Genomic DNA, 22,162 nt, shown 5'->3' on the forward strand with positions numbered 1-22,162 from the left:
CATGGGAGAAATCCTTTCGTCGCGCGAAGGCGCGGTGCTGACGCTGCGGCTGTCGAACCCCGGCAAGGCCAATGCGCTGGACCTGAACATGCTGGGCCAACTCGACCGCCACATCGACCAGGTCGAGCAGGACGCCGGCGTGCGCGTCGTGGTGCTGCGCGGCACGGCCGGCGGCACCTTCTCGTCCGGTGCCGACATCGCGCAGTGGGCACCGATGACGCCGGCCCAATTCGCCGACGAATGGATCGCCCATGGCAACCGCGTCTTCCGACGCCTCGAACGCCTGCGCTGCCCCACGGTCTCGGCCATCGAAGGCATCTGCTTCGGCGGCGGACTGGAACTGGCGCTGGCCACCGACCTGCGCGTGGCCTCGGCCGCCGCCCGCCTGCGCTTTCCCGAGGTGGGCATCGGCGCGATGCCGGGCTGGGAAGGCGGCGAACGTCTCGCACGCATCGTCGGCCGCGGCCGGGCGCTCGAAGCGGTGCTGACCTGCCGCGAACTCGATGCAGCCACCGCACAGCAGTGGGGCGCACTGAATGCGGTGTGGCCCGCAACCGCTTTCGAAGCGGGGCTTGCCGGCTTCGTCGACACGCTGGCCCGCGTGTCGCCCACGGCGGCACGCTGGTCCAAGGCAGCGATCGTGGGCGAGAACGCACCGGCTGCGTTCTACGCCGAGGCGGCACGCGCCGTGAAGGCCAGTGCCGACGCCGCCATCGGCATCGCGGCATTCAAGGCGAAGACCACCGCCATCTTTTGAACAACAGGAGGAGACAGACTCATGCACCACGACAACATGCACCACCACCGCCCCACGCTGCCAGCCACGCCAAGGCGCTTCAGGATGTTCATCGACGGCCACTGGACCGATGGCCATGGCGACCAACTCATGACGCGCAACAGCCCCGGCCATGGCACCCCAGTCGCGCAATGGCCCGCCGGCACCGCGCAGGACGCGAAGGACGCCATCCGCGCCGCCCGCACCGCCTTCGACACCGGCCCGTGGCCGCGCATGCCTGCGGCGGAACGCGCCAAGGTGCTGTTCAAGGTCGCGGACCTGATCGAGCAGAACGTCGACGAACTGGGCCTCATCGAATGCCTGGAAACCGGCAAGCCCATCACGCAGGCCAAGGGCGAGATCCGTGGCGCGGCGGATGTGTGGCGCTTCGCGGCCGGCGCCTCGCGCAGCATGGCGGGCGAGACGCTCAACAACCTCGGCGACCGGCTGCTGGCACTGGTGCTGCGGCAGCCGCTGGGCGTGATCGGCGTCATCACGCCGTGGAACTTTCCGTTCTTCATCCTCGCCGAGCGCCTGCCCTTCCTGCTGGCCGCCGGATGCACGGCCGTCGTCAAGCCTTCGGAAGCCACCAGCGGCACGACGCTTCGCCTCGGTGAACTGCTGCAGCAGGCAGGCTTGCCCGATGGCGTGGTCAACCTGGTGAGCGGGCACGGCGCGGACGTGGGCCAGGTCATCCTCGACAGCGACCGGGTCGACATGGTGTCGGTCACCGGCTCGACCGCTACGGGCCGCAAGGCCATCCAGGCATCGGTCGGCAACATCAAGAAGCTCGGGCTGGAACTGGGCGGCAAGAACCCGCACATCGTGTTCGCGGACGCCAACCTCGACGATGCGGCCGATGGCGTGGCTTTTGCGATGTCCTTCAACGCCGGCCAGTGCTGCGTCGGTGCGAGCCGGCTGGTGGCGCATCGCTCGATCGCCGCGGCGTTCACCCAGAAGCTCGCGGCCAAGTTGAGCCGCATCGTGGTCGGCGATCCGCTCGACCCGGCCACGCAGGTCGGCGCGCTGTTCGACGAGGCCCACATGCGCAAGGTGCTGTCATACGTCGAAGGCGGCGTTGCGCTCGGCGCGACCGTGGTGCACGGCGGCGGGCGTACCGGCTGCGACAAGGGCTGGTTCGTGCAGCCCACGCTGCTCACCAACGTCACGCCGGAGATGCCGCTGCTGCGCGACGAGATTTTCGGCCCGGTGTTGGCCGTGATCCCCTTCGACAGCTACGAAGACGCGATCCGCATCGCGAACGACACCGAGTTCGGCCTGTCGGCCTCGATCTGGACGCAGGATGTCACCCTGGCCCTGCGCACGATGCGCGAAGTGCAGGCGGGCCGTGTGTGGATCAACACCACGTTGGACAATGGCCCCGAAGCGCCGATGGGCGGCATGAAGCAATCTGGCCTGGGCCGGGATGCAGGACTGGCCGGCATCGAGGAATACACCGAGGTCAAGACGGCGCACATCAACCTGCAGCCGCGCACTCACTGGATTGGAGCGGGCGATGGACTATGACTACATCGTGGTTGGCGGTGGTTCCGCAGGCTGCGCGCTGGCCGCACGACTCTCGGAAGACGCCGACGTCAAGGTGCTGCTGCTGGAAGCCGGCCCGCGCGACAGCAGCCCCTGGATCCACATGCCGGTCGGCTTCTACAAGATGACCGCCGGCCCCATGACCTGGGGCCTGAAGACCGCGCCGCAACGCCATGCGATGAACCGCGAGATCCCTTATGCGCAAGCGCGCGTGCTGGGCGGCGGCGGCTCGATCAATGCGGAGGTGTTCACGCGCGGTTGCGCGCAGGACTACGACGCGTGGGCCGATGAGTTCGGCTGCGCCGGCTGGTCCTTCGCGGATCTGCTGCCGCTGTTCCGGCGCTCCGAGGACAACGACACGCTCTCAGGCCCGCTGCACGGCATCGGCGGACCGCTGGGTGTGTCCAACGGCGCGCCGCATCGGATGACGCAGGCTTTCGTGCAGGCCTGCCAGCAGATGGGCATGCCCTACAACCCGGACTTCAACGGCGCGACGCAGGAAGGCACCGGCGCCTACCAGACCACGACGCGAAACGGCAAGCGCTGTTCCGCGGCGGTGGGCTACCTGCGGCCTGCGCTCGGGCGGCGCAACCTCTCGGTGAAGACCGGCGCATTGATCAATCGCGTCGTAATCGAGCAGAGCCGCGCGGTGGGTGTCGAAGTGGTCGAGGCTGGCCGGCCGACCATCGTGCGAGCCGCCCGCGAAGTGCTGGTGACGGCGGGCGCCATCGGCTCGCCCAAGCTGATGCTGCTGTCGGGCATCGGTCCGGCCGACCAGCTGCGCGCGCTCGGCATCGACGTAATGGCAGACCGGCCCGAAATGGGCCAGAACCTGCACGATCACTTCGGCATCGACATCGTCTACGAACTCAACGGCCCGCACAGCTTCGACAAGTACGCCAAGCCGCACTGGATGGCCTGGGCCGGCTTGCAGTACGCGCTGTTCAGGAGGGGGCCGGTGGCGTCCAACATCGTCGAAGGCGGCGCCTTCTGGTACGCCGACCGGAACGAGCCCACGCCCGACCTGCAGTTCCACTTCCTGGTCGGCGCGGGCGTGGAGGCGGGCGTGCCGAAGATCGAATCCGGCTCGGGCGTGACGCTGAACTCCTACGCAGTGCGTCCGCATGCGCGTGGCTCGGTCTCGCTCGGCAGCGCCGATCCGCGCGCCATGCCTGTCGTCGATCCGAACTTCCTCGGCGACGAGCGCGACGTGAAGACCTCCGCGGAAGGCGTGCGCATCAGCCGCGAGATCTTCCGGCAATCGGCGCTCGCAAAGTACATCCGCAAGGAGCACTTTCCCGGCGATCGCGTGTCGACCACGGCCGACCTCGAGACCTATGCGCGCCAGTTCGGCCGCACCTCCTACCATCCGGTAGGAACCTGCCGCATGGGCGGTGATGCGGCCTCCGTGGTCGACCCGGAGTTGCGAGTCAGGGGCATCGAAGGCTTGCGTATCTGCGACAGCTCGGTGATGCCGCGGCTGGTCAGCTCCAACACCAACGCGCCGTCGATCGTGATCGGGGAGAAGGCGGCGGAACTGATTCGCGGTGGTGGGTCAGCGGCTCGTCGGGTGGCCGCGGTTCGCGCGCAGCCGGTGGTGATGGTTTCGCGTGAAGCGGCGACGGTGAATTGAGTCCTGCCACGGCGTCAGCGCCGAACTCCATGCAAGCAGTGTCAGTCTTCTTCACCCGGCAGCGTGAAGCTGGAGTGCAGCCGCAGACAGGATTCGACCCCGCCGCATCCACGTGCCGCGAACCTGCAGCAGATCTACGCCGACTTCGGTCAAGGCATACGAAGACACCCACACCCTCGCGATGGCTTTCGGCGCACCAGGCTGAGTTCCTGGCAGCGCGGGGCCTGCCCCCGCGGCGAGTCGGCTCCAGGTGCCCGCCCTGAATGATGCGCACCAACTTGCAGCGCCTGCACCACCAGTAGGCCAATCCGGCACCAATATTGCTTTCGCGTTGATCCATGCGCCGGCAAAGGCCGGCAATGCACCAACATAAGCAGTATTGGGAGCACGCCTTTAATGGATGCACTACATCGGGGCGCAGACGCGCTGTTCATTCTTCTCGGCGCGATCATGGTCCTGGCGATGCACGCGGGGTTCGCCTTCCTGGAACTCGGCACTGTCCGCAAGAAGAACCAGGTCAATGCACTGGTCAAGATCCTGGTCGACTTCTCGGTGTCGACGGTGGTCTACTTCCTGGTCGGCTACGGGGTCGCCTACGGCGCGCATTTCTTCGTCGGCGCCGATGAGCTGGCTCAACAGAACGGCTACGAGCTGGTGAAGTTCTTCTTCCTGCTGACCTTCGCCGCCGCCATCCCCGCGATCATTTCGGGCGGCATTGCGGAACGTGCGAAGTTCTGGCCGCAACTCATCGCGACGGCGGTCATCGTCGGCTTGGTGTACCCCTTGTACGAAGGCATTGCCTGGAACAAGGCGCTGGGCATCCAGGCCTGGATCGAATCGGCGACCGGGCACCCGTTCCACGACTTTGCGGGCTCGGTGGTCGTGCATGCGGTGGGCGGATGGCTGGCACTGCCGGCGGTCCTGCTGCTCGGCGCGCGCCGCAACCGCTACCGCGGCGATGGATCGCTCAGCGCGCATCCGCCCTCGAACATCCCCTTCCTGGCGCTTGGCGCGTGGGTGCTGTGCGTGGGCTGGTTCGGCTTCAATGTCATGAGTGCGCAGAGCATCGACAAGATCTCCGGGCTGGTGGCGGTCAACTCGCTGATGGCGATGGTGGGCGGCACACTGGCGGCGCTGGCGCTCGGCAAGAACGACCCGGGCTTCGTCTACAACGGGCCGCTGGCCGGGCTGGTCGCAGTGTGCGCGGGCTCCGACCTGATGCACCCCATCGGTGCCCTCGTGGTCGGAGGTGTGGCGGGCGCGATCTTCGTCTACATGTTCACACTGACGCAGAACAAGTGGAAGATCGACGACGTGCTGGGCGTCTGGCCCCTGCACGGCCTGTGCGGCACCTGGGGCGGTGTCGCCGCCGGCATTTTTGGCCAGCGGGCGCTGGGTGGGATCGGCGGCGTCAGCCTTGTCGCGCAGCTCATCGGCGTGGCGATCGGCGTCGCCTGGGCCTTCGTGGCGGGCCTGGCCGTCTACGGCACGCTGAAGCGCACGACGGGCTTGCGGCTGTCGCAGGAAGAGGAATACGACGGCGCAGACCTGTCGATCCACCACGTGAGCGCCACGCCGGAGCGCGAAGTCAACTGGTGACGCAATCTGCTCGGCCTAGAAACGACCTGCCGCCCGCCGGACGACCACCGGCGTCTTGACGGCCGCCTTATCGCCCTTGGGGGCCGTCGACCCTGTCCTCGGTGCTCGCTTGGCAGGCTTGCGCCGCCCCTTGAGAGACTCGATCAGGGAAATCGCTTCCTTGTCGAACTTCGCGTTGTCGTCGGGCATGGTCGCCTCCGGAGGATGCGGGGTGGCAATCTTAGGACCACGGCGATTTCGCCGCGGCGCGCTGGTTTGAGGGCCTGCGTCACGGTCCTTGTCGATGCGGCCACGGCTGTCTATGCTCGCGCATTCGTACCTGCCGCAGAGGTATCTGCAACATGAGCAAATCGAACAACATTGCGTTCCATGGCTCGAAGGCAACACCGGATGAGTTGCGAACGCTCGGCGGCATCCTGCCGCGGGTGGGATGGAAGAAGCCGGAATTGGCTCAACGCGTCGCGGCCTTGCCCGCGGACCTCCAGAACCGCATCTTTTCGCTCGTCGGCCCCGTGCTGCGCGGGAACCCCTCTGCGAGAAAGGGAGGCACCGGAGATGCGGATCCCGACCTCTCCGTGAGCTTGACGTGGAATGCGAAGGTCGCGTGTTTCTTTCCACCGACGGCGATTCATGTCTACATGTACCTCGTGGACACCAGCAATCTGCGCTACCTGAACGTGGACGAATTCGCCGCTCGCTGCGGCGTCAATCGGCAGTACATGAAGGAAATTGCCACATCGAATGTGCGGTTCACCCAGATCATGGGCTATTGCATCGTGACCCGCCGCGCTCCGCCGCGCGACCTTGAATCGATCATCGTCCATCAAATGGAAGTGCTGATCGGCCCGTACTTCCAGTTGAACGGTGGAGACGACACCGGATACAAGGAGCTTCTGGCGGCCACGAAGGGGCAATTCAAGGTCGCCGAAAGTATCGTGGGCACGTTTCACACGATGGATTCCCTCGATGCACCGAAGAAGAAGGATCCAAACTTGAAGAACCCGTATCTGTGACCTGGCCCGGGTTCAGCGGTCGTTGTCGCTAGGTCCAGTCGTTGCTTATGCCGGAAGGAGTGCGTCGATGAACATGAACAGGATCGCGCCGGTCGCTGCGCTGTGCATCGTGCTCGCCACGCTCGGCTTGTCGACGCAGGCGGCGAGCGACACAGGCGCCACGCAGCGCGTCATCGCGGCCGTGGATCTGGTCCAGCAGCTCGATCTCTCCAACACCGACTACGCGCACGGGCAGGGCAGCGTGTCGTGGACCGGCGTCGTGGCGTCGCACACCGATTGCTCGGGCTTCATCGACCATCTGCTGATGCATGTCGATGGCTACTCGGCCGATGACTTCAAGCGCTGGTTCGGCAGCCGGCGCCCCACCGCCGAGCGCTACCACGACGCGGTCCTCGAGGGCCGCGGCTTCGTTGCCCTCGCCGCCGTCAGCGACCTGCAACCTGGCGATGTGATCGCGGTCAAGTACCTCACCCGACACGACAACACGGGCCACATCATGATGGTCGTGAACGCGCCGACGAAGATGAGCGGGACGAAGCCGTTCGTGATCGGCACCGACCAATGGGCGGTCGATGTCATCGACAGTTCGGAGTCCGGCCACGGCCCGACCGACACGCGCCACAAGCGGGGCGCCGACGGGCATGACCACGATGGCCTTGGGCGCGGGGTGTTCAGGCTCTACACCGGATCGCATGGCGAAGTGGCGGGCTTTGCCTGGAGCACCCTCGCCGCGTCCCGCTTCATCGCGCCCGACGATGAGCATGCGGTGCTCGGTCGATTCATTCCGCACTTCCGGCCGTAGCTGACGGCTGTCGGCCGACGGCCGACGGCCGACGGCCGACGGTTGACGGTTGACGGTTGACGCCTGAGGCTGACGGATGGCTGCCGGCTGCGTCCGGCACCCCTCCTGAACCGCGTGATCGCCAGCCAGATGGTCCGCGCAATTCCCCGGCCGCGTCCCCCACGTGGCTAGGCGAACGCTCGTCTTCACGGCGCATCGACTGCGTTCCGCCTCGGGCTTCAAAAGCGCCCACGCCCTCAAATAACCAATAGGTTACTAGGCTAAACCCTATGGACGAACCCTTTCCACAGGACAACAATAACCATCCAGTTAGTTACTTCATTGGCAACCGGCAGCCCAACCTCAAGGAGACAAACCCATGGCCTTCATCAAGAACTACATCGACCAGCAAACCACGCGGCGACGCGACTTCCTGTTGGCCAGCGCCTACGGTCTCGTCGGCGTCACAGCCGCCAGCAACCCGCTCGCGGCCTTCGCCCAGCAGCAAGGCAAGCCGGCCGTCGCCTGGAGCTACCGCGACCGCAACAACCCGTACTGGCACGCCATCGCCTCGGGCGGCGAATCCTTCGTCGAGAGCGTCGGCATGAAGAAGTCCGACATGGTCCACCTGCTCAACAACGGCAGCTCGCAGAAATCACTGTCCGACATCCAGGCCTTCCTGTCGAAGACCGGCGGCAAGGCCGCGATCGCCTGCGACGCGAACGACGCACCCAACTGCCGCCCCATCGTCGAAGCCGTGAAAAAGGCCGGCGGCTTCGTGTCGACGATCTGGAACAAGCCCGACGACCTGCACCCCTGGGACTTCGGCGATGCCTGGGTCTCGCACATGACCTGGTCCGACGAAGGCCCGGCCGAGCAGACCGCGCGCGCCCTGTTCACCGCCATGGGCGGCAAGGGCGCCATCGTCGGCGTGGGTGGCATTGCTGCCAACAACCCGGCTGTCGAGCGCCTCAACGGCATGAAGAAGGCGCTGAAGGACTTCCCCGGCATCCAGTTGCTCGACTACCAGCCGGGCGACTGGTCCACGCAGAAGGCCAACCAGGTGATGGAAGGCTTTCTCACGCGCTTCGGCAACAAGATCGGTGGCGTGTTCTGCGCCAACGACTCGATGGCCTACGGCGTGCTCGAAGCGCTCAAGGCCGACGGACGCAAGCTGCCCGTGGTCGGCTACGACGGCAGCCCGGAAGCGATCGACCTGATCGTCAAGGGCGACCTGCTCGCTACCGTCTTCACCAATCCGCATTGGTGCGGCGGCATCACGGCGGCGCTGGCGTACTACGCGGCCATCGGCAAGTTCAAGCCCTCGGCCGAGCCGAAGGGGCACCGCGAGTTCTACGGCCCCTCCATCGTCGTCACGCAGAAGGATGCGGCCGACTTCAAGAAGAAGTACATCAGCAGCACGCCGAAGTACGAGTGGACCGACTTCTGGGGCACCTCAGGCGGCCAGATCAAGTACGGGGCCCGGGCGTGACCACGCACATGGCTTCGGGGCTGCCACGCGCAGCCGCCAAGGATGTCGCGCCGGCAAGCTCGCCCGCGCGTTCGGTGAAAGCGGCACGCGCCGCGTCCTGGCTGCAATGGGCACCCGCCCTCGTGCTCGGCGCGCTGATGCTGGGCTTCGCGGCGGCCAACCCGAAGTTCATGACGCTCGCCAACTTCGCGCGCATCGCGATCTCGGCGGCACCGGCCTTGATGGTCGCGGTCGGCGTGACCTTCATCATCGTGATGGGCTCCATCGACCTGTCGATGGAAGGCACCATCTCCACGGCTGCCGTGCTGTTCGCGCTCACGTTCAGGTTCCTCGGCAGCGAGATGGCCGGATGGGGCTGGCTGGCGATTCCGGTGGCGCTGGCTGTCGGCGCATCGATCGGGCTGGTCAACGGGCTGGTCCATGTGAAGCTCAGCATCCCCTCGTTCATGTCGAGCCTGGCGATCGGCTTCGTCGGCATGGGCCTATCGGTGGTGCTGACGGGCGGCGACATCCTGCGCGTGGACGACGACGTGTTTCGCGCGCTGATCTACCTGCGCATCGGCGGCTTTCCGCTGATGGTGTTCGTCGCGATCGCGCTGGTGTTCGTGGCCTGGTTCATCCAGCGCAAGACGATCCTCGGGCGCCACTTCTACGCGGTGGGCGGCGGCGAGGACCTCGCGCATGCGAGCGGGTTGAACGTCAAGCGTGTGCGCATATTGGGCTTCATGCTGGGGGGCGTGTTCTATGCGCTGGCGGCGATCTTCGCGGTGGCGCGCGGCGGCATGGCGGAATCGCTGACGGGCTCGAACTTCATGTTCGCGTCCATCACGGCGGTGGTCATCGGCGGCACCTCGCTGATGGGCGGCTCGGGCGGGGTTTGGAACGCGGTCGTGGGCGTGCTGATCGACAGCGTCATCAACAACGGCATGGTCGTGGTCGGCCTGCCCAACTACCTGCAGGACGGCGTGCTCGGCGCGCTCGTCATCCTCTCGGTCGCGCTGGCCGTCAACCGCAAGAACCAATCCCTGGTGAAGTGAGAACGCCATGCTTGAATTCAAGAAAGTGGAGAAGCGCTTCCCCGGCGTGCATGCGCTCAAGGGCATCGACTTCAAGATCGAGCACGGCGAGATCGTCGGGCTCGTCGGCGAGAACGGGGCCGGCAAGTCGACGCTGATGAAGGTGCTTTATGGGGCCTACCAGCACGACGGCGGCGAGGTCCTCATCAACGGCCGCGCAACTGCGTTCGCCAGCCCGCGCGAGGCGATGCTGCAAGGCATCGGCATGGTGTTCCAGGAACAGTCGCTGATCCCGAACCTCTCGGTCATGGAGAACATCTTCCTCGGCTTCGAGCGGCAGTTCGTGCGATGGGGCATCGTCGACTGGAAGAAGATGGCCGTCGCGGCGCGCCATCAACTGGCAAAGGTCGAGCTGGACATCGACCCGCGCATGCCGCTGTCGGCCCTGTCCTTCGCGCAGCGGCAACTGGTCGAGCTGGCCAAGGTGATGGCGCTGGAGGAGCGCGTCGAGGGCGACCTGGTGATCCTGCTGGACGAGCCGACGTCGGTGCTGTCCAAGGATGAGGTGCAGTTGTTGTTCCGCCTGATCCGGCGGCTGCGCGCGCGGGCTTCCTTCATCTTCGTCTCGCACCGCATGGACGAGGTCATCGACATCTCCGACCGCATCTACGTCATGAAGGACGGCGCGGTGGTCGACGTTGTCGACGGCAAGACCGCGGTGGCGACGAGCATCCAGCAGAAGATGGTTGGCCGCGAGATCAGCACCGCCTACTACCGCGAGGAAAAGCAGCGGCCCTGCACGGACGACGTGCTGGTCGAGGCCGAGGGCCTGACGCACCCCGGCAAGTACCAGGACATCTCCTTCAAGCTGCGCCGGGGCGAGGTGCTGAGCCTGGTCGGCGTCGAAGGCTCCGGCGGCGAGGAGATCATGCGCACCGTGTTCGGCCTGGAGAAGCCACACAGCGGCGCGCTGCGCATCAAGGGCAAGGCGGTGCGCCGCTTCAGCGCGGCCAACGCGGTGAAGCACGGCATCGGCTACATCCCGCGGGAACGCAAGATCGAAGGCATCGTGGGCGGCATGTCGGTGTTCGAGAACATGACGCTTTCGCAGATGCGCAAGTACAGCCGTGGCGGTGTGCTCCGGCACAAGGCCGAGCGCGCCACCGCGCAGCAATGGGTCAAGCGGCTGGAGATCAAGACGCCATCGGTCGATGCCAGCGCGGGCAAGCTCTCCGGCGGCAACCAGCAGAAGGTGGTCATCGCCAAGTGGCGCAGCAGCGGCTCGGACGTGATCCTGCTCGATCACCCCACGCGCGGCGTCGACATCGGCGCCAAGGAACACATCTATGACGTGATCCGGGAGATGTGCGACGACGGCTGCGGCGTGCTGCTGATGGCCGACACGCTGGAGGAGGCGATCGGCCTCTCCCACACGATCGCGGTGCTGCGCGACGGCCAGGTGCAGCAGTGGTTCGACTGCGTGCCCGGCAGCAAGCCTTCCCTGTTCGATCTCGTCCACCACATGACCTGAAGAGCCGCCATGAACTTCGAAAAACTCCGCCCCCACCTGCCCTGGCTGACGCTGCTGGGGCTCACGCTGGCCGTCAGCGCCATCAACCCCGGCTTCCTGCTGCCGTCGAACCTGCTGCAGATGACGGCCGACGTGTCGACGCTGTTCGTGATGGCGCTGGGCATCACGCTGGTGATCTTCATCGGCGGCATCGACCTTTCGGCCCAGTCGGTGGCCAACATGACGACCGTGCTGGCCACGCTGTCCCTGCCCTGGCTCGGCGTTTGGTCGGCCATCGGCGTGATCGGCGTGGGCGCGCTGCTGGGCTTCGTGTCGGGCTATGCATCGACACGGCTGAAGGTGCCTTCGTTCATCGCCACGCTGGCCATCGGCGGCATCGCGCTGTCGGTGGGGCAATTCGCCTCGGGGCAACGCGCGATCTTCATGGATGCGGGGATGCGCGAGCAGGCTTTCGGCTGGGTGACGGAGAGCACGGCCGGCGTCCCGCACGAGGTGCTGATCGCCGGCGCGTTGCTGGCGGTGATGCTGTTCGTCGAGCGCCGCACCACCTTCGGCCGCGCGCTCAAGGCGATCGGCGCCGGCGAGCCCGCGGCAGCCGCGTCGGGCCTGAACGTCGATCGCTACAAGATCGCGGTCTACACGCTGTCGGGGCTCATCGCGGCCTTCGCGGGCCTGCTGTTCTCGGTCAAGCTGGCAGGCGGCGCGCCCAACCTGGCGGAGGGCTTCCTGCTGCCGGCCATCGTCGCGGTGCTGATCGGCGGCACGCCGCTCACCGGCGGTGTCGGCGGCGTCCTCAACACGCTCATCGGCGCGATGATCGTGGCCGTGATCCGCACCGGCATGGTGTACCTGGAGGTGCCGGCCACGGCGCAGCAGATCGTGTTCGGCATCGTGCTCACCGTCGCCATCGCCCTGACCATCGACCGCAGCAAGCTGGCCACCGTCAAGTAGCGCGCCCGGGCGACGCCCGACGAGTCCCGCAAAGCACGAGCGACTTGTCTGGCGTTGGCCTAACATCGGCACCCATTTCCACAGCGACACGACAAGGCGACCATCCATGGGCGAAAAGATGCCGTTCCGCGCACGCGACCCGGCGGCCACCAAGGCCGACATCCTCGCGGCTGCAAAGGTCGAGTTCGCGAAACTCGGCCTGGGCGGCGCGCGGGTCGACGTGATCGCGGAGATGTCGGGCGCCAACAAGCGGATGATCTACCACTACTTCGGTGGCAAGGAGCAACTGTTCGAGGCCGTGCTGGAAGAAGCCTACGTGGGCATCCGCGGCAGCGAGCAGGGCCTGGGGCTGGAGAACACGCCGCCGGTGGAGGCGCTGAAGAAGCTGGTCGAGTTCACCTGGCAGTACTACCTGGACAACCCCGAGTTCATCACGCTGGTCAACAGTGCCAACCTGCACGAGGCGCGGCACATCGCCGGCAACAAGCAGCTGCGCAAGCTGCAGAAGGCGTACGTCGACAGCGTCGACGCGATCCTCAAGCGCGGCGCGGTCGAGGGCGTGTTCCGCCGTGACATCGACGCCGCGCAGTTGTGCATCACCATCGCCGCCGTCGCCTTCTACTACCTCAACAACCGGCACACCGGCCAGGTGCTGTTCGGCTTCAACTTCACCGGCCGCGACGCGCTCGCCGCGCGCTTCAAGTTCAACATGGACACGATCCTGCGGCTGGTGCTCGTCAACCCCGACAAGGTGTAGACCCCACGCACGGGGTGCGGGCTTGAAACGTGCCGTCACGGCGGTGCGCTCGGCGCGTCCTATCATCGCTGCCTCATTTGAGGACTACGCATGACATCCACGACCACCAGCTACCCCGACACCCGCCTCCTGATCGCCAATGAATGGGTCGACGCCGCCAGCGGCAAGACCATCAATGTCGTCAATCCGGCCACCGGCAAAGTCATCGGCACGGTTGCGCACGCCGGCATCGCCGACCTCGACCGCGCCTTGGCCGCCGCGCAAAGCGGCTTCGAGAAGTGGCGCCGCACGCCCGCCAACGAGCGCGCCATCATCATGCGCAAGGCCGCCGGCCTGCTGCGCCAGCGCGCCGGCGACATCGGCCGCATCCTGACCCAGGAACAGGGCAAGCCGTACGTCGAGGCCCGCGGCGAAGCCACCGCCGGCGCCGACATCATCGAATGGTTCGCCGACGAAGGCCGCCGCCTCTATGGCCGCATCGTGCCCTCGCGCAACCTCAACGCGCAGCAACTGGTGCTGAAGGAGCCGCTCGGCCCGGTCGCGGCCTTCACGCCGTGGAATTTCCCCATCAACCAGATCGTGCGCAAGATCGGCGCCGCGCTGGCCAGCGGCTGCTCGTTCCTGTGCAAGGCGCCGGAAGAAACGCCCGCCTCCCCCGCCGCCCTGATGCAGTGCTTCGTCGATGCGGGCATCCCGCCCGGCGTGGTCGGCCTGGTCTACGGCGATCCGGCCGAGATCTCCAGCTACCTGATCCCGCATCCGATCATCCGCAAGGTGACCTTCACCGGTTCGACGCCGGTCGGCAAGCAGTTGGCTTCATTGGCCGGCTTGCACATGAAGCGCGCGACGATGGAGCTCGGCGGCCATGCGCCCGTGATCGTGGCCGCCGACGCGGACATCATGCTGGCCGTGAAGGCAGCCGGCGGCGCCAAGTTCCGCAACGCGGGCCAGGTCTGCATCTCGCCAACGCGCTTCCTGGTGCACAACAGCATCCGCGCCGAATTCGCCAAGGCGCTCGCCACGCAGACCGAGAAGCTCAAGCTCGGCGACGGCCTGCTCGAAGACACGACGCTGGGCCCGCTGGCCAATGCACGCCGCATCGGCGCGATGGACAAGATCCTCGCCGACGCCCGCAAGACCGGCGCCAAGGTGCTGACCGGCGGAGAGCGCGTGGGCACCGACGGCAACTTCTTCGCGCCGACCGTGCTTGACGAGGTGTCACTGGAAGCCGACGTGTTCAACAACGAGCCCTTCGGCCCGATCGCCGCGATCCGCGGCTTCGACACGCTCGAGGAAGCCATTGCCGAAGCCAACCGCCTGCCCTTCGGCCTGGCCGGCTACGCATTCACGCAATCGATCAAGAACGCGCACATCCTGGCGCAGCAGGTCGAAGTGGGGATGCTGTGGATCAACCAGCCCGCGGCGCCTACGCCTGAGATGCCGTTTGGCGGCATGAAGGATTCTGGGTATGGCTCGGAAGGCGGGCCGGAGGCGATGGAGGGCTACGTCACGACGAAGGCCGTCTCCATCATGGCGGCTTGATCCTGCTTCCCTCTCCCAAGTAAGGCGGGGCGTCTTCACTCCCTCTCCCCCGGGGAGAGGCCGGGACAGGGTCTTCACTCCCTCTCCCCCCGGGGAGAGGGTTGGGGTGAGGGCAGCGGGCGATGGATGAGGCTGTGAATTTGCAAAGGCACTTGCCCTCACCCTAACCCTCTCCCAGAGGGAGAGGGAACAAGGCCCTCCCGCTGGAGGAGAGAGGGGACGACTACGGCGCGACGTAGTCCGACACCACCTTCCACTTCCCATCCACGATCTGCGACAGCCGCGACTGGTCGTTGCCCAGGCGCTTGGTCGGCGAATAGGTCATCTTCGGCGAGCCGAACATGTCGGGCATGAAGGTCGTGGAGTCCATCGTCTTGATGAAGCTGTCGGTCGACAGGTTGGTGCCGGTCTTCTGCGCCGCCTGGATGAAGGCGTCGATGATCTCGTAGCCGTAGGCGCTGAACACGGTCGGGTCTTCGTTGAACTTGGTCTTGTACTTGTTGGCCCAGAAGCGCAGCGGTTGCGACTGCTCGTCGGTGTAGGGGTTCTGCACCGTCATCGTCGCGTAGATGCCATCCATCGGCTTGCCGCCCAGCTTGTGGATCAGGTCGGTATACGCGGCGCTCGAACCCAGGAAGACCGGACTGAAGCCAGTCTTGCGCGACTCGCCCACGGTGCCGATGGTCTCGCGGATGATGGTGCCGAGCACCACCACTTCGCAGTTGGACGCCTTCAGCTTGGCGACCTGTGAACTGAAGTCGGTGGCGCCGCGCTTGAACGAGGTCTTCTCGGCCACTTCCATGCCCATCGTCTTCAAGCCGGCCTCGGCGCCGCGCTGCACCTCCAGCCCGAACTCATCGTCCTGGTAGATCGTGCAGACCTTCTTCGCGCCCTTGTCCTTGACCAGCTTCGGTAAAGCCATGCGGATCTGGTCGTAATAGGTCGCCGCGAATGAATACTTGAGTTTGTGGAAGGGCTCGTACATCTCGCGCGCCGCCGTGATCGGCATGAAGTTGATCACGTTCTTCTCGAACTGCACCGGCATCGCCGCCATGTTCTGCGCCGTGCCGATGTGGCCGGCCATGATGAAGATCTTCTCCTGGTTGACCAGCTTCTGCGCCGCGAGGACGGCCTTCTTCGGGTCGTAGCCCGAGTCCTCGACCAGCAGCTTGAGCTTGCGCCCGTTCACGCCGCCCTGCTCGTTGATCTCGTCCACGCGCAGTTGCATGCCGTTGCGCGACTGCTTGCCGAAGGCTGCCAGCGGGCCCGACAAGTCCTGGATCGTGCCGATCAGGATCTCGTCCTTGCTCACGCCCTGCGATTGCGCCAGCGCCGAACCCGCGCCCAGCGCGAGCGAAGCGGCGAGAGCGATTGCTGTCAAAGTCTTCATCACGAACTCCTCTGGTCAATAAAACTGCGATCACTCGCCAGGGCCGCTGCCGATGCAGCGGCGCCTGGGCGAGTCATGAATACATGGCTTCGATGCGCTCGGCGTACTTGGTCTGCACCAGCTTGCGCTTGAGCTTCATCGTCGGCGTGAGTTCTTCGTCTTCCGCGCTGAGCTGCGTCTCCAGCAGGAAGAACTTCTTGATCTGCTCCACGCGCGCGAACTTGGTGTTGACGCGCTCCAGCTCCGACTGGATCAGGTCCAGCACTTCCTTGGCGCGCGTCAGGCTCTGGTAGTTGCTGAAGGGCACGTCGTTGTCCTGCGCGAACTTCTCGACGTTCTCCTGGTCGATCATGATGATCACGGTGAGGTAGGGCCGCTTGTCGCCGATCACCACTGCATCGGTGACGTAGGGACTGAACTTGAGTTCGTTCTCCAGCTCGCTCGGCGTCACGTTCTTGCCGCCGGCCGTGATGATGATGTCCTTCATCCGGTCGGTGATGCGGAAGTAGCCGTCCTGGTCCATCGTGCCCACGTCGCCGGTGTGCAGCCAGCCTTCGGCATCGATGGTCTCGGCCGTTTTCTCGGGCTGGTTGAGGTAGCCCATGAACACGTTCTGCCCGCGCACCAGGATCTCGCCGTTGCGGGGATCGATGCGCACTTCGTTGTAGACCGTTGCCGGGCCGATCGACCCGGGCTTGATGCGCGTGGCCGGCACCGCCGTCGATGCGCCGCAGGACTCCGTCATGCCCCAGACCTCCAGCATCGGCACGCCGAGTGCGAGATACCACTTGACCAGTTCCGGCGAGATCGGCGCGGCGCCGGTCACAAGGAAGCGCGCCCGGTGGATGCCGATCAGCTTGCGCGCATTGTCGAGCGCCAGCACACGCGCGATGCGGAACTTGAGCTTGAGCGCGCCGCTGACCTCCTCGCCGGCCAGCACCTTGGCCGCGATGGCCTCGCCGATGCCGATGCTCCACTTGTACGCGGCCTGCTGGAGCGGGCTCGCTTCCTTCAGCGCGATCATCACGCCGGAGTAGAACTTCTCCCACACGCGCGGAACCGCGGTGAACACGGTCGGCGCGATCTCGCGCACGTTCTCGGGCACGGTCTCGGGGTTCTCGACGAAGTTGAGGATCGAGCCGGTGTACATCGCGAAGTACTCGCCGCCCATGCGCTCGGCGATGTGGCACAGCGGCAGGAAGCACATGCGCTCGTCGCGCTCGTCCTGCGCGATCAGCGTGTTGTAGCCGCGCGCGGTGAAGACGAGTCCGCCATGGCTGTGCATCGCGCCCTTCGGCTTGCCGGTGGTGCCGGAGGTGTAGACCAGGATGGCGAGGTCCTCGGGCCGGCACGCGGCCACCGCCGACTCGACTGCGCTGGGGTGCGCCTGCAGGTACTCGCGGCCCAGCGCACGCAAGGCGTCGAGGCTCATGACGTCGGGGTCATGAAGGTCGCGCAGGCCTTCCATGTCGGCCACGATGATCTTGCGCAGCAACGGCAGGCCGGCGCGCACTTCGAGCGCCTTGTCGAGCTGCTCGTCGTCCTCGACGAAGAGCACGGTGGTGCTTGAGTCTTCGCAGAGGTAGTGCACCTGCGACGCGGCATCGGTCGGATAGATGCCGTTGGCGACGCCGCCGCAGCTCAGCACGGCCAGGTCGCACAGCACCCACTCGATGACGGTGTTGGAAAGGATCGACGCGCACTGGCCCGCGCCGAAGCCGATGGCCATGAGCCCGCCCGCGATCTCCTTGACCGCCACGGCGGTCTGGTTCCAGCTCCAGCTGCGCCAGATGCCCAGTTGCTTCTGCCGCATCCACACGGTGTCGCCGCGCTGCCGCACCGCATTCCAGAACACCGCGGGAATGGTGTCGCCGGGCACGACGATGTCGAACTTCGGCTGGATGGCGGCGGTGTCCCAGAGTCCTTGCATGCGCTTATCTCCAGGTCTTCTTTTTCTTCCAGCGCCGCTCGCCGCGCACGCCGTCGTCCTTGAGGCCGAGATAGAACTCCTTGATGTCGTCCTTCTCGCGCAATCGCTCGCAAGTGTCTTCCATGACGATGCGGCCGTTTTCCAGCACGTAGCCGTAGTCGGATGCATTGAGCGCCATGTTGGCGTTCTGCTCGACCAGCAAGATGGTGGTGCCGCGCTCGCGGTTGATGCGCACGACGATCTCGAAGATTTCCTTGGTGAGCTTGGGCGACAGGCCGAGGCTCGGTTCGTCGAGCAGGATCAAGGCGGGCGCGGCCATGATGGCGCGCGAGATGGCGAGCATCTGCTGCTGGCCACCGGAGAGCAGGCCGGCGTCCTGCGTGGCGCGCTCGCGCAGGATCGGGAAGTAGTTGAACACCGTCTCCATGTCGCGCCCCACGCCGTCGCGGTCCTTGCGGGTGTAGGCGCCCATGAGCAGGTTGTCCTTGACCGACAGCAGCGGGAACACTTCGCGCCCCTCGGGCACGTGGCTCAGGCCCTGCTGGACGATGAAGGCCGGGTCTTTCGCGGTGATGTTCTGGCCCTTGAACTCGATGCTGCCCTTGCGCGGGTCGATGATGCCGGAGATGGTCTTGAGGATGGTGGTCTTGCCGGCGCCGTTGGAGCCGAGGACGGTTGCGATTTCACCGGGGCGCACCTTGAGACTGACGCCACGGATGGCCTTGATGGGGCCATAAGCGCTTTCGACGTTGAGCAACTGGAGGACGGGCTGGTCTTCGCTCATGCATGTCCTTCTTGCGCTGTTGCGAATGCAATCGCGAATGCAGTAGCCATGGCGCGCGCGATTGCACTTGCACTTGCAGTCGAGGTCAGGTTCGGGGTGCGTCGTCGGGCGGCATGCGGCACGGCGCGTGCGACCCTACTGCGCCGGTCGCTTCGCGACTCCCCTGCGCTGCTCACGTTTGGCGGGGTCCACATGAACTCGCTTCGCTCAAACAGCATGTGGCCCTGATCCGCCAAACGCTCCGCTGCTCGGCGGCGCAGAAGGGCTCGCCCACCCCGCACCGCATGCCACCCGCCGACGTGGACACGCGGCGCCGGTATCACGACCTCTGCTGATTCTTCGCCCTCGGCCGGTCTTGCTCCCTCTCCCTCTGGGAGAGGGCTGGGGTGAGGGCCGCCGCCTCCCCAAGGGACGTGAAGATCGATCACCCCCAAGCCCGGCATGCGATGCGCGACGGGCGCCGCCTCTGTGCCGCCGAGCAGCGCAGCCTTTCGCGGATGAGGGCTGGCGATTGTCTGAGCGAAGCGAGTTTGAGCCAGACCCCGCGAAAGGCGAGCAGCGCAGGGAAGTCGCGAAGCGACCGGCACAGTGAAGGCGACCGGCGCGCATCGCATGCCGGGCGCTCTCCGCGACGACAAGGACAACAAACCGCTCACGCCACCCTCCGCAAACTGCTCACGTCATCCACCGTCCCCAGATACGCCTCGACCACTTTCGCATCCGACTGAACCTCGCGCGGCGTCCCCGTCGCGATCTCCTCGCCCTGGTTCATCGCCAGCACGCGATCGGACACCTTGGACACCAGCGACATGTCGTGCTCCACCATCAGCACCGACACGCCCAGCTCCTGCTGGATGTCCTGGATCCAGAACGCCATGTCGGCCGTCTCCTCGACGTTCAACCCCGAGGATGGCTCATCGAGCAACAGCAACTTCGGTTCCGTGCACAACGCACGCGCCAGCTCCACCACCTTGCGCACGCCATACGGCAAGCCCGCCACCATCGAGTCCCGATGGTGCTGCAGGTCGAGCAGGTCGATCACCTGCTCCGCCTTCTCGCGCGCCGCGACTTCCGCGCGGCGCGTGGCCGGCGTGAAGAACACTTCATTCCAGAAGCCCGTCTGGCGATGCGTGTGCCGGCCGATCAGCAGGTTCTGCAACACCGTCGCGTACTCGAACAACTCGATGTTCTGGAAAGTGCGCGCAATGCCCAGCGCGGCAATCGCATGCGGCGCCTGCTGCGTCAACGCGAGCGGCGTGCCCTCGCCATGCCAGGTGATCTCGCCGGAGGTCGGCGTGTAGATGCGGCTGATCAGGTTGAACACCGTCGTCTTGCCCGCGCCATTCGGGCCGATCAAGGTGAACACCTCGCCGCGCCGCACGTCGAAGCTCACCTTGTTGACTGCGAGCACGCCGCCGAAGCGCACGCTCAGGTCCCTGGCGGAGAGAAGGATGTCGCTGCTCATCTGAGGCGGTCCGACTTGGTGAAGGATTTCTGCCGCTTGAACAGCCCGCGCCTATAGAAAGGGAAGAGCTGCAGCCAGGTCCGCACCTTCAGCCAGCGGCCGTACAGGCCCAGCGGCTCGAACATCACGAATGCGATCAGCACCAGCCCGTAGACCAGCCCTTGCAAGCCCGGCGCCTGCCCCACCACCGCCGGCAGGTAATCCTTGCCCATCGAGATCAACTGCGGCATCGCGATCAGGAAGATCGCGCCGAGGAAGGCGCCGTGCACCGATCCCAGCCCGCCGATCACCACCATCAGCAACAAGTCGATCGACTGGATGATGTTGAACTGGTCCGGCGAGATGAAGCTCAGCTTGTGCGCATACAACCCGCCGCCCACGCCGGCGAGCGCGGCTGAGATGGCGAAGGACATCGTCTTGTACCGCGCCAGGTGAATGCCCATGCTCTGCGCCGAGATCTCGGAGTCGCGGATCGCCACGAAGGCCCGCCCCGTCGGCGAGCGCAGCAGGTTCAGGATGCCCAGCGTGGCCAGCACCGCGATCACCAGGCACAGGTAATAGAAGCCATTGCCAGCGCCCAGATCCAGGCCGAACAGGGTCGCCGTCTTTACATGCAAGCCCGAGTTGCCGCCCGTCACGCTCTCCCACCGCGCGAACACTTCCTCGACGATGAAGCCGAAGGACAAGGTCGCGATGCCGAGATAGATGCCCTTCACGCGCAGCGCCGGCATCGCCACCACCACGCCCACCGCAGCCGACAGCGCTGCGGCCCCCAGCAGCGCGATCGGAACGGGCACGCCCATGTTGCTCAGCACCGCCTGCGTGTACGCGCCCGTGCCGAGGAAGGCGGCATGGCCGATCGAGAACTGTCCGGTGAAGCCCGCGAGCAGCATCAGCCCCAGACCGACGATGCCGTAGATCAACACGAAGGTGAGCTGCGCCATCCAGTACTCGGGCACCACCCAGGGAGCCACCAGCAACGCGACGCACAGCAGTCCATACCAGAACGTATGGCCGCCGTGCTTGGCCAACGCAATGTCCTGCGCGTAGGAAGTCTTGAAGAGGAATCGCATCAGACCTTCTTGCGCAGCTTCTCGCCGAACAATCCGTTGGGCTTGAACATCAGCATCAGCAGCACCACGATGTACGGCGCCGTGTCCTTGAAGCCGTCCGGCAGGTAGAAGCCCGAGAACGACTCCACCACGCCGATCACCAGCCCGCCGACGATCGCGCCGGGCAGGCTGCCGAAGCCGCCCACCACCGCCGCCGGAAAGGCCTTGAGCCCGATGAAGCCCATGTTCGCGTGCACGAAAGTGATGGGTGCGAGCAGCATGCCCGCGATCGCCGCCACCGCCGCCGCCAGCCCCCACACCAGCCCGTTGAGACGCTTCACCGGAATGCCCATGTAGTAAGCCGCGAGCTGGTTCTGCGAGGAGGCCTGCATCGCGATGCCGAGCTTGCTGTAGCGGAACATCGCGAACAGCAGCCCGCACAACACCGCCGTCGCCACGATGATCACCATCTGCTCGACGTTGAGCACCAGCGCGCCGAGCTTCCAGATCTGGTCCTTGTAAGGCACGGGCAGCGTATTGGTCTCGGTGCCGATGCCCGGCAGCATCGTGATGACGCCGCGCGCGACATAGGCGATGCCGATGGTCAGCATCACGATCGAGAACTGAGGCTGGCCGAGGATCGGGCGGATCACGAGCAACTCCAGCAGCACGCCGAAAGCGGCCATCGCGACGATCGCCAGTAGAGCCGCCATCCAGAACGGCATGCCCATCATCGAGATGCCGACGAAGGCCGCGAAGGCGCCGAGCATCATCAGTTCGCCCTGCGCAAAGCTCACCGTCTCGGTGGCCTTGTAGATCAGCACGAAGCCAAGCGCGATCAGGCCGTAGATGCAGCCCTGCGCAATGCCGGAAATCAGCAGCTGTAAGACTTGCAGCAAGAAAGGC

The 22,162-nt window shown here is 65.8% G+C and carries 19 protein-coding genes; 12 read left to right on the forward strand and 7 right to left on the reverse strand.

Features of this window, described 5'->3' with window-relative positions; genetic code table 11:
• The first annotated feature begins 1 nt into the window (after window position 1).
• The 4 genes from HCU76_RS25495 (at window position 2) to HCU76_RS25510 (ending at window position 5,552) form a co-directional block, all read left to right on the forward strand.
• Window positions 2-757: an enoyl-CoA hydratase/isomerase family protein gene (locus HCU76_RS25495; protein ID WP_213952768.1), complete on the forward strand. Its 756-nt coding sequence runs from the start codon at window positions 2-4 to the stop codon at window positions 755-757.
• Between the two features lie 21 nt (window positions 758-778).
• A complete protein-coding gene (locus HCU76_RS25500; RefSeq protein ID WP_256354434.1) occupies window positions 779-2,302 on the forward strand; it encodes an aldehyde dehydrogenase family protein in 1,524 nt (507 codons plus the stop codon).
• The gene (locus HCU76_RS25505) at window positions 2,292-3,953 is read left to right on the forward strand and encodes a GMC family oxidoreductase (protein WP_213952767.1); all 1,662 of its coding nucleotides are present in this window, start codon (window positions 2,292-2,294) and stop codon (window positions 3,951-3,953) included. Before HCU76_RS25500 ends, HCU76_RS25505 begins: the two co-directional genes overlap by 11 nt.
• 396 nt (window positions 3,954-4,349) lie before the next feature.
• Window positions 4,350-5,552: an ammonium transporter gene (locus tag HCU76_RS25510; RefSeq protein WP_213952766.1), complete on the forward strand. Its 1,203-nt coding sequence runs from the start codon at window positions 4,350-4,352 to the stop codon at window positions 5,550-5,552.
• A gap of 15 nt (window positions 5,553-5,567) precedes the next feature.
• Here the strand turns inward: HCU76_RS25510 and HCU76_RS25515 are convergent, their stop codons facing one another.
• Window positions 5,568-5,741 carry a hypothetical protein gene (locus HCU76_RS25515; RefSeq protein WP_213952765.1) on the reverse strand — a complete coding sequence of 58 codons (174 nt, stop codon included), beginning with the start codon at window positions 5,739-5,741 and terminating at the stop codon, window positions 5,568-5,570.
• Between the two features lie 152 nt (window positions 5,742-5,893).
• Between HCU76_RS25515 and HCU76_RS25520 the strand changes: the two genes are divergently transcribed.
• From HCU76_RS25520 to HCU76_RS25555, 8 genes are all read left to right on the forward strand, one after another.
• Window positions 5,894-6,565 carry a hypothetical protein gene (locus tag HCU76_RS25520; RefSeq protein WP_213952764.1) on the forward strand — a complete coding sequence of 224 codons (672 nt, stop codon included), beginning with the start codon at window positions 5,894-5,896 and terminating at the stop codon, window positions 6,563-6,565.
• Between the two features lie 67 nt (window positions 6,566-6,632).
• On the forward strand, window positions 6,633-7,367 hold the full coding sequence (locus HCU76_RS25525; protein ID WP_213952763.1) for an NlpC/P60 family protein: 735 nt from the start codon (window positions 6,633-6,635) through the stop codon (window positions 7,365-7,367).
• Window positions 7,368-7,725: 358 nt separating this feature from the next.
• Window positions 7,726-8,838: a sugar ABC transporter substrate-binding protein gene (locus HCU76_RS25530; protein ID WP_218510977.1), complete on the forward strand. Its 1,113-nt coding sequence runs from the start codon at window positions 7,726-7,728 to the stop codon at window positions 8,836-8,838.
• Window positions 8,835-9,875, forward strand: coding sequence for an ABC transporter permease (locus tag HCU76_RS25535; RefSeq protein WP_371319900.1), 1,041 nt, complete (start codon window positions 8,835-8,837; stop codon window positions 9,873-9,875). Before HCU76_RS25530 ends, HCU76_RS25535 begins: the two co-directional genes overlap by 4 nt.
• Before the next feature lie 7 nt (window positions 9,876-9,882).
• Window positions 9,883-11,385 (forward strand): sugar ABC transporter ATP-binding protein, encoded by a 1,503-nt coding sequence (locus HCU76_RS25540; RefSeq protein ID WP_218510978.1) that lies wholly within the window; start codon window positions 9,883-9,885, stop codon window positions 11,383-11,385.
• Window positions 11,386-11,394: 9 nt separating this feature from the next.
• Window positions 11,395-12,336 (forward strand): ABC transporter permease, encoded by a 942-nt coding sequence (locus HCU76_RS25545; protein WP_218510979.1) that lies wholly within the window; start codon window positions 11,395-11,397, stop codon window positions 12,334-12,336.
• A 106-nt stretch (window positions 12,337-12,442) separates the two neighbouring features.
• Window positions 12,443-13,093 (forward strand): TetR/AcrR family transcriptional regulator, encoded by a 651-nt coding sequence (locus tag HCU76_RS25550; protein ID WP_213952759.1) that lies wholly within the window; start codon window positions 12,443-12,445, stop codon window positions 13,091-13,093.
• A 90-nt stretch (window positions 13,094-13,183) separates the two neighbouring features.
• A complete protein-coding gene (locus tag HCU76_RS25555) occupies window positions 13,184-14,635 on the forward strand; it encodes an NAD-dependent succinate-semialdehyde dehydrogenase (RefSeq protein WP_213952758.1) in 1,452 nt (483 codons plus the stop codon).
• 223 nt (window positions 14,636-14,858) lie between these two features.
• On the opposite strand, the gene HCU76_RS25560 is transcribed toward HCU76_RS25555, so the two are convergent.
• The 6 genes from HCU76_RS25560 to HCU76_RS25585 form a co-directional block, all read right to left on the reverse strand.
• Window positions 14,859-16,025 (reverse strand): ABC transporter substrate-binding protein, encoded by a 1,167-nt coding sequence (locus tag HCU76_RS25560; protein ID WP_213952757.1) that lies wholly within the window; start codon window positions 16,023-16,025, stop codon window positions 14,859-14,861.
• Between the two features lie 73 nt (window positions 16,026-16,098).
• Complete coding sequence (locus tag HCU76_RS25565) at window positions 16,099-17,955, reverse strand: long-chain fatty acid--CoA ligase (RefSeq protein WP_218510980.1); 1,857 nt, start codon at window positions 17,953-17,955, stop codon at window positions 16,099-16,101.
• A 4-nt stretch (window positions 17,956-17,959) separates the two neighbouring features.
• Window positions 17,960-18,739: an ABC transporter ATP-binding protein gene (locus HCU76_RS25570; RefSeq protein ID WP_218510981.1), complete on the reverse strand. Its 780-nt coding sequence runs from the start codon at window positions 18,737-18,739 to the stop codon at window positions 17,960-17,962.
• Window positions 18,740-19,391: 652 nt separating this feature from the next.
• Window positions 19,392-20,204: an ABC transporter ATP-binding protein gene (locus HCU76_RS25575; protein WP_213952754.1), complete on the reverse strand. Its 813-nt coding sequence runs from the start codon at window positions 20,202-20,204 to the stop codon at window positions 19,392-19,394.
• Window positions 20,201-21,277 carry a branched-chain amino acid ABC transporter permease gene (locus tag HCU76_RS25580; protein ID WP_213952753.1) on the reverse strand — a complete coding sequence of 359 codons (1,077 nt, stop codon included), beginning with the start codon at window positions 21,275-21,277 and terminating at the stop codon, window positions 20,201-20,203. Before HCU76_RS25580 ends, HCU76_RS25575 begins: the two co-directional genes overlap by 4 nt.
• The gene (locus HCU76_RS25585; RefSeq protein ID WP_213953281.1) at window positions 21,277-22,152 is read right to left on the reverse strand and encodes a branched-chain amino acid ABC transporter permease; all 876 of its coding nucleotides are present in this window, start codon (window positions 22,150-22,152) and stop codon (window positions 21,277-21,279) included. The genes HCU76_RS25580 and HCU76_RS25585 overlap by 1 nt, the downstream gene beginning before the upstream one ends.
• Window positions 22,153-22,162 lie beyond the last annotated feature (10 nt).

Source organism: Variovorax sp. dw_308 (assembly GCF_019207085.1).
Classification (GTDB): domain Bacteria; phylum Pseudomonadota; class Gammaproteobacteria; order Burkholderiales; family Burkholderiaceae_C; genus Variovorax.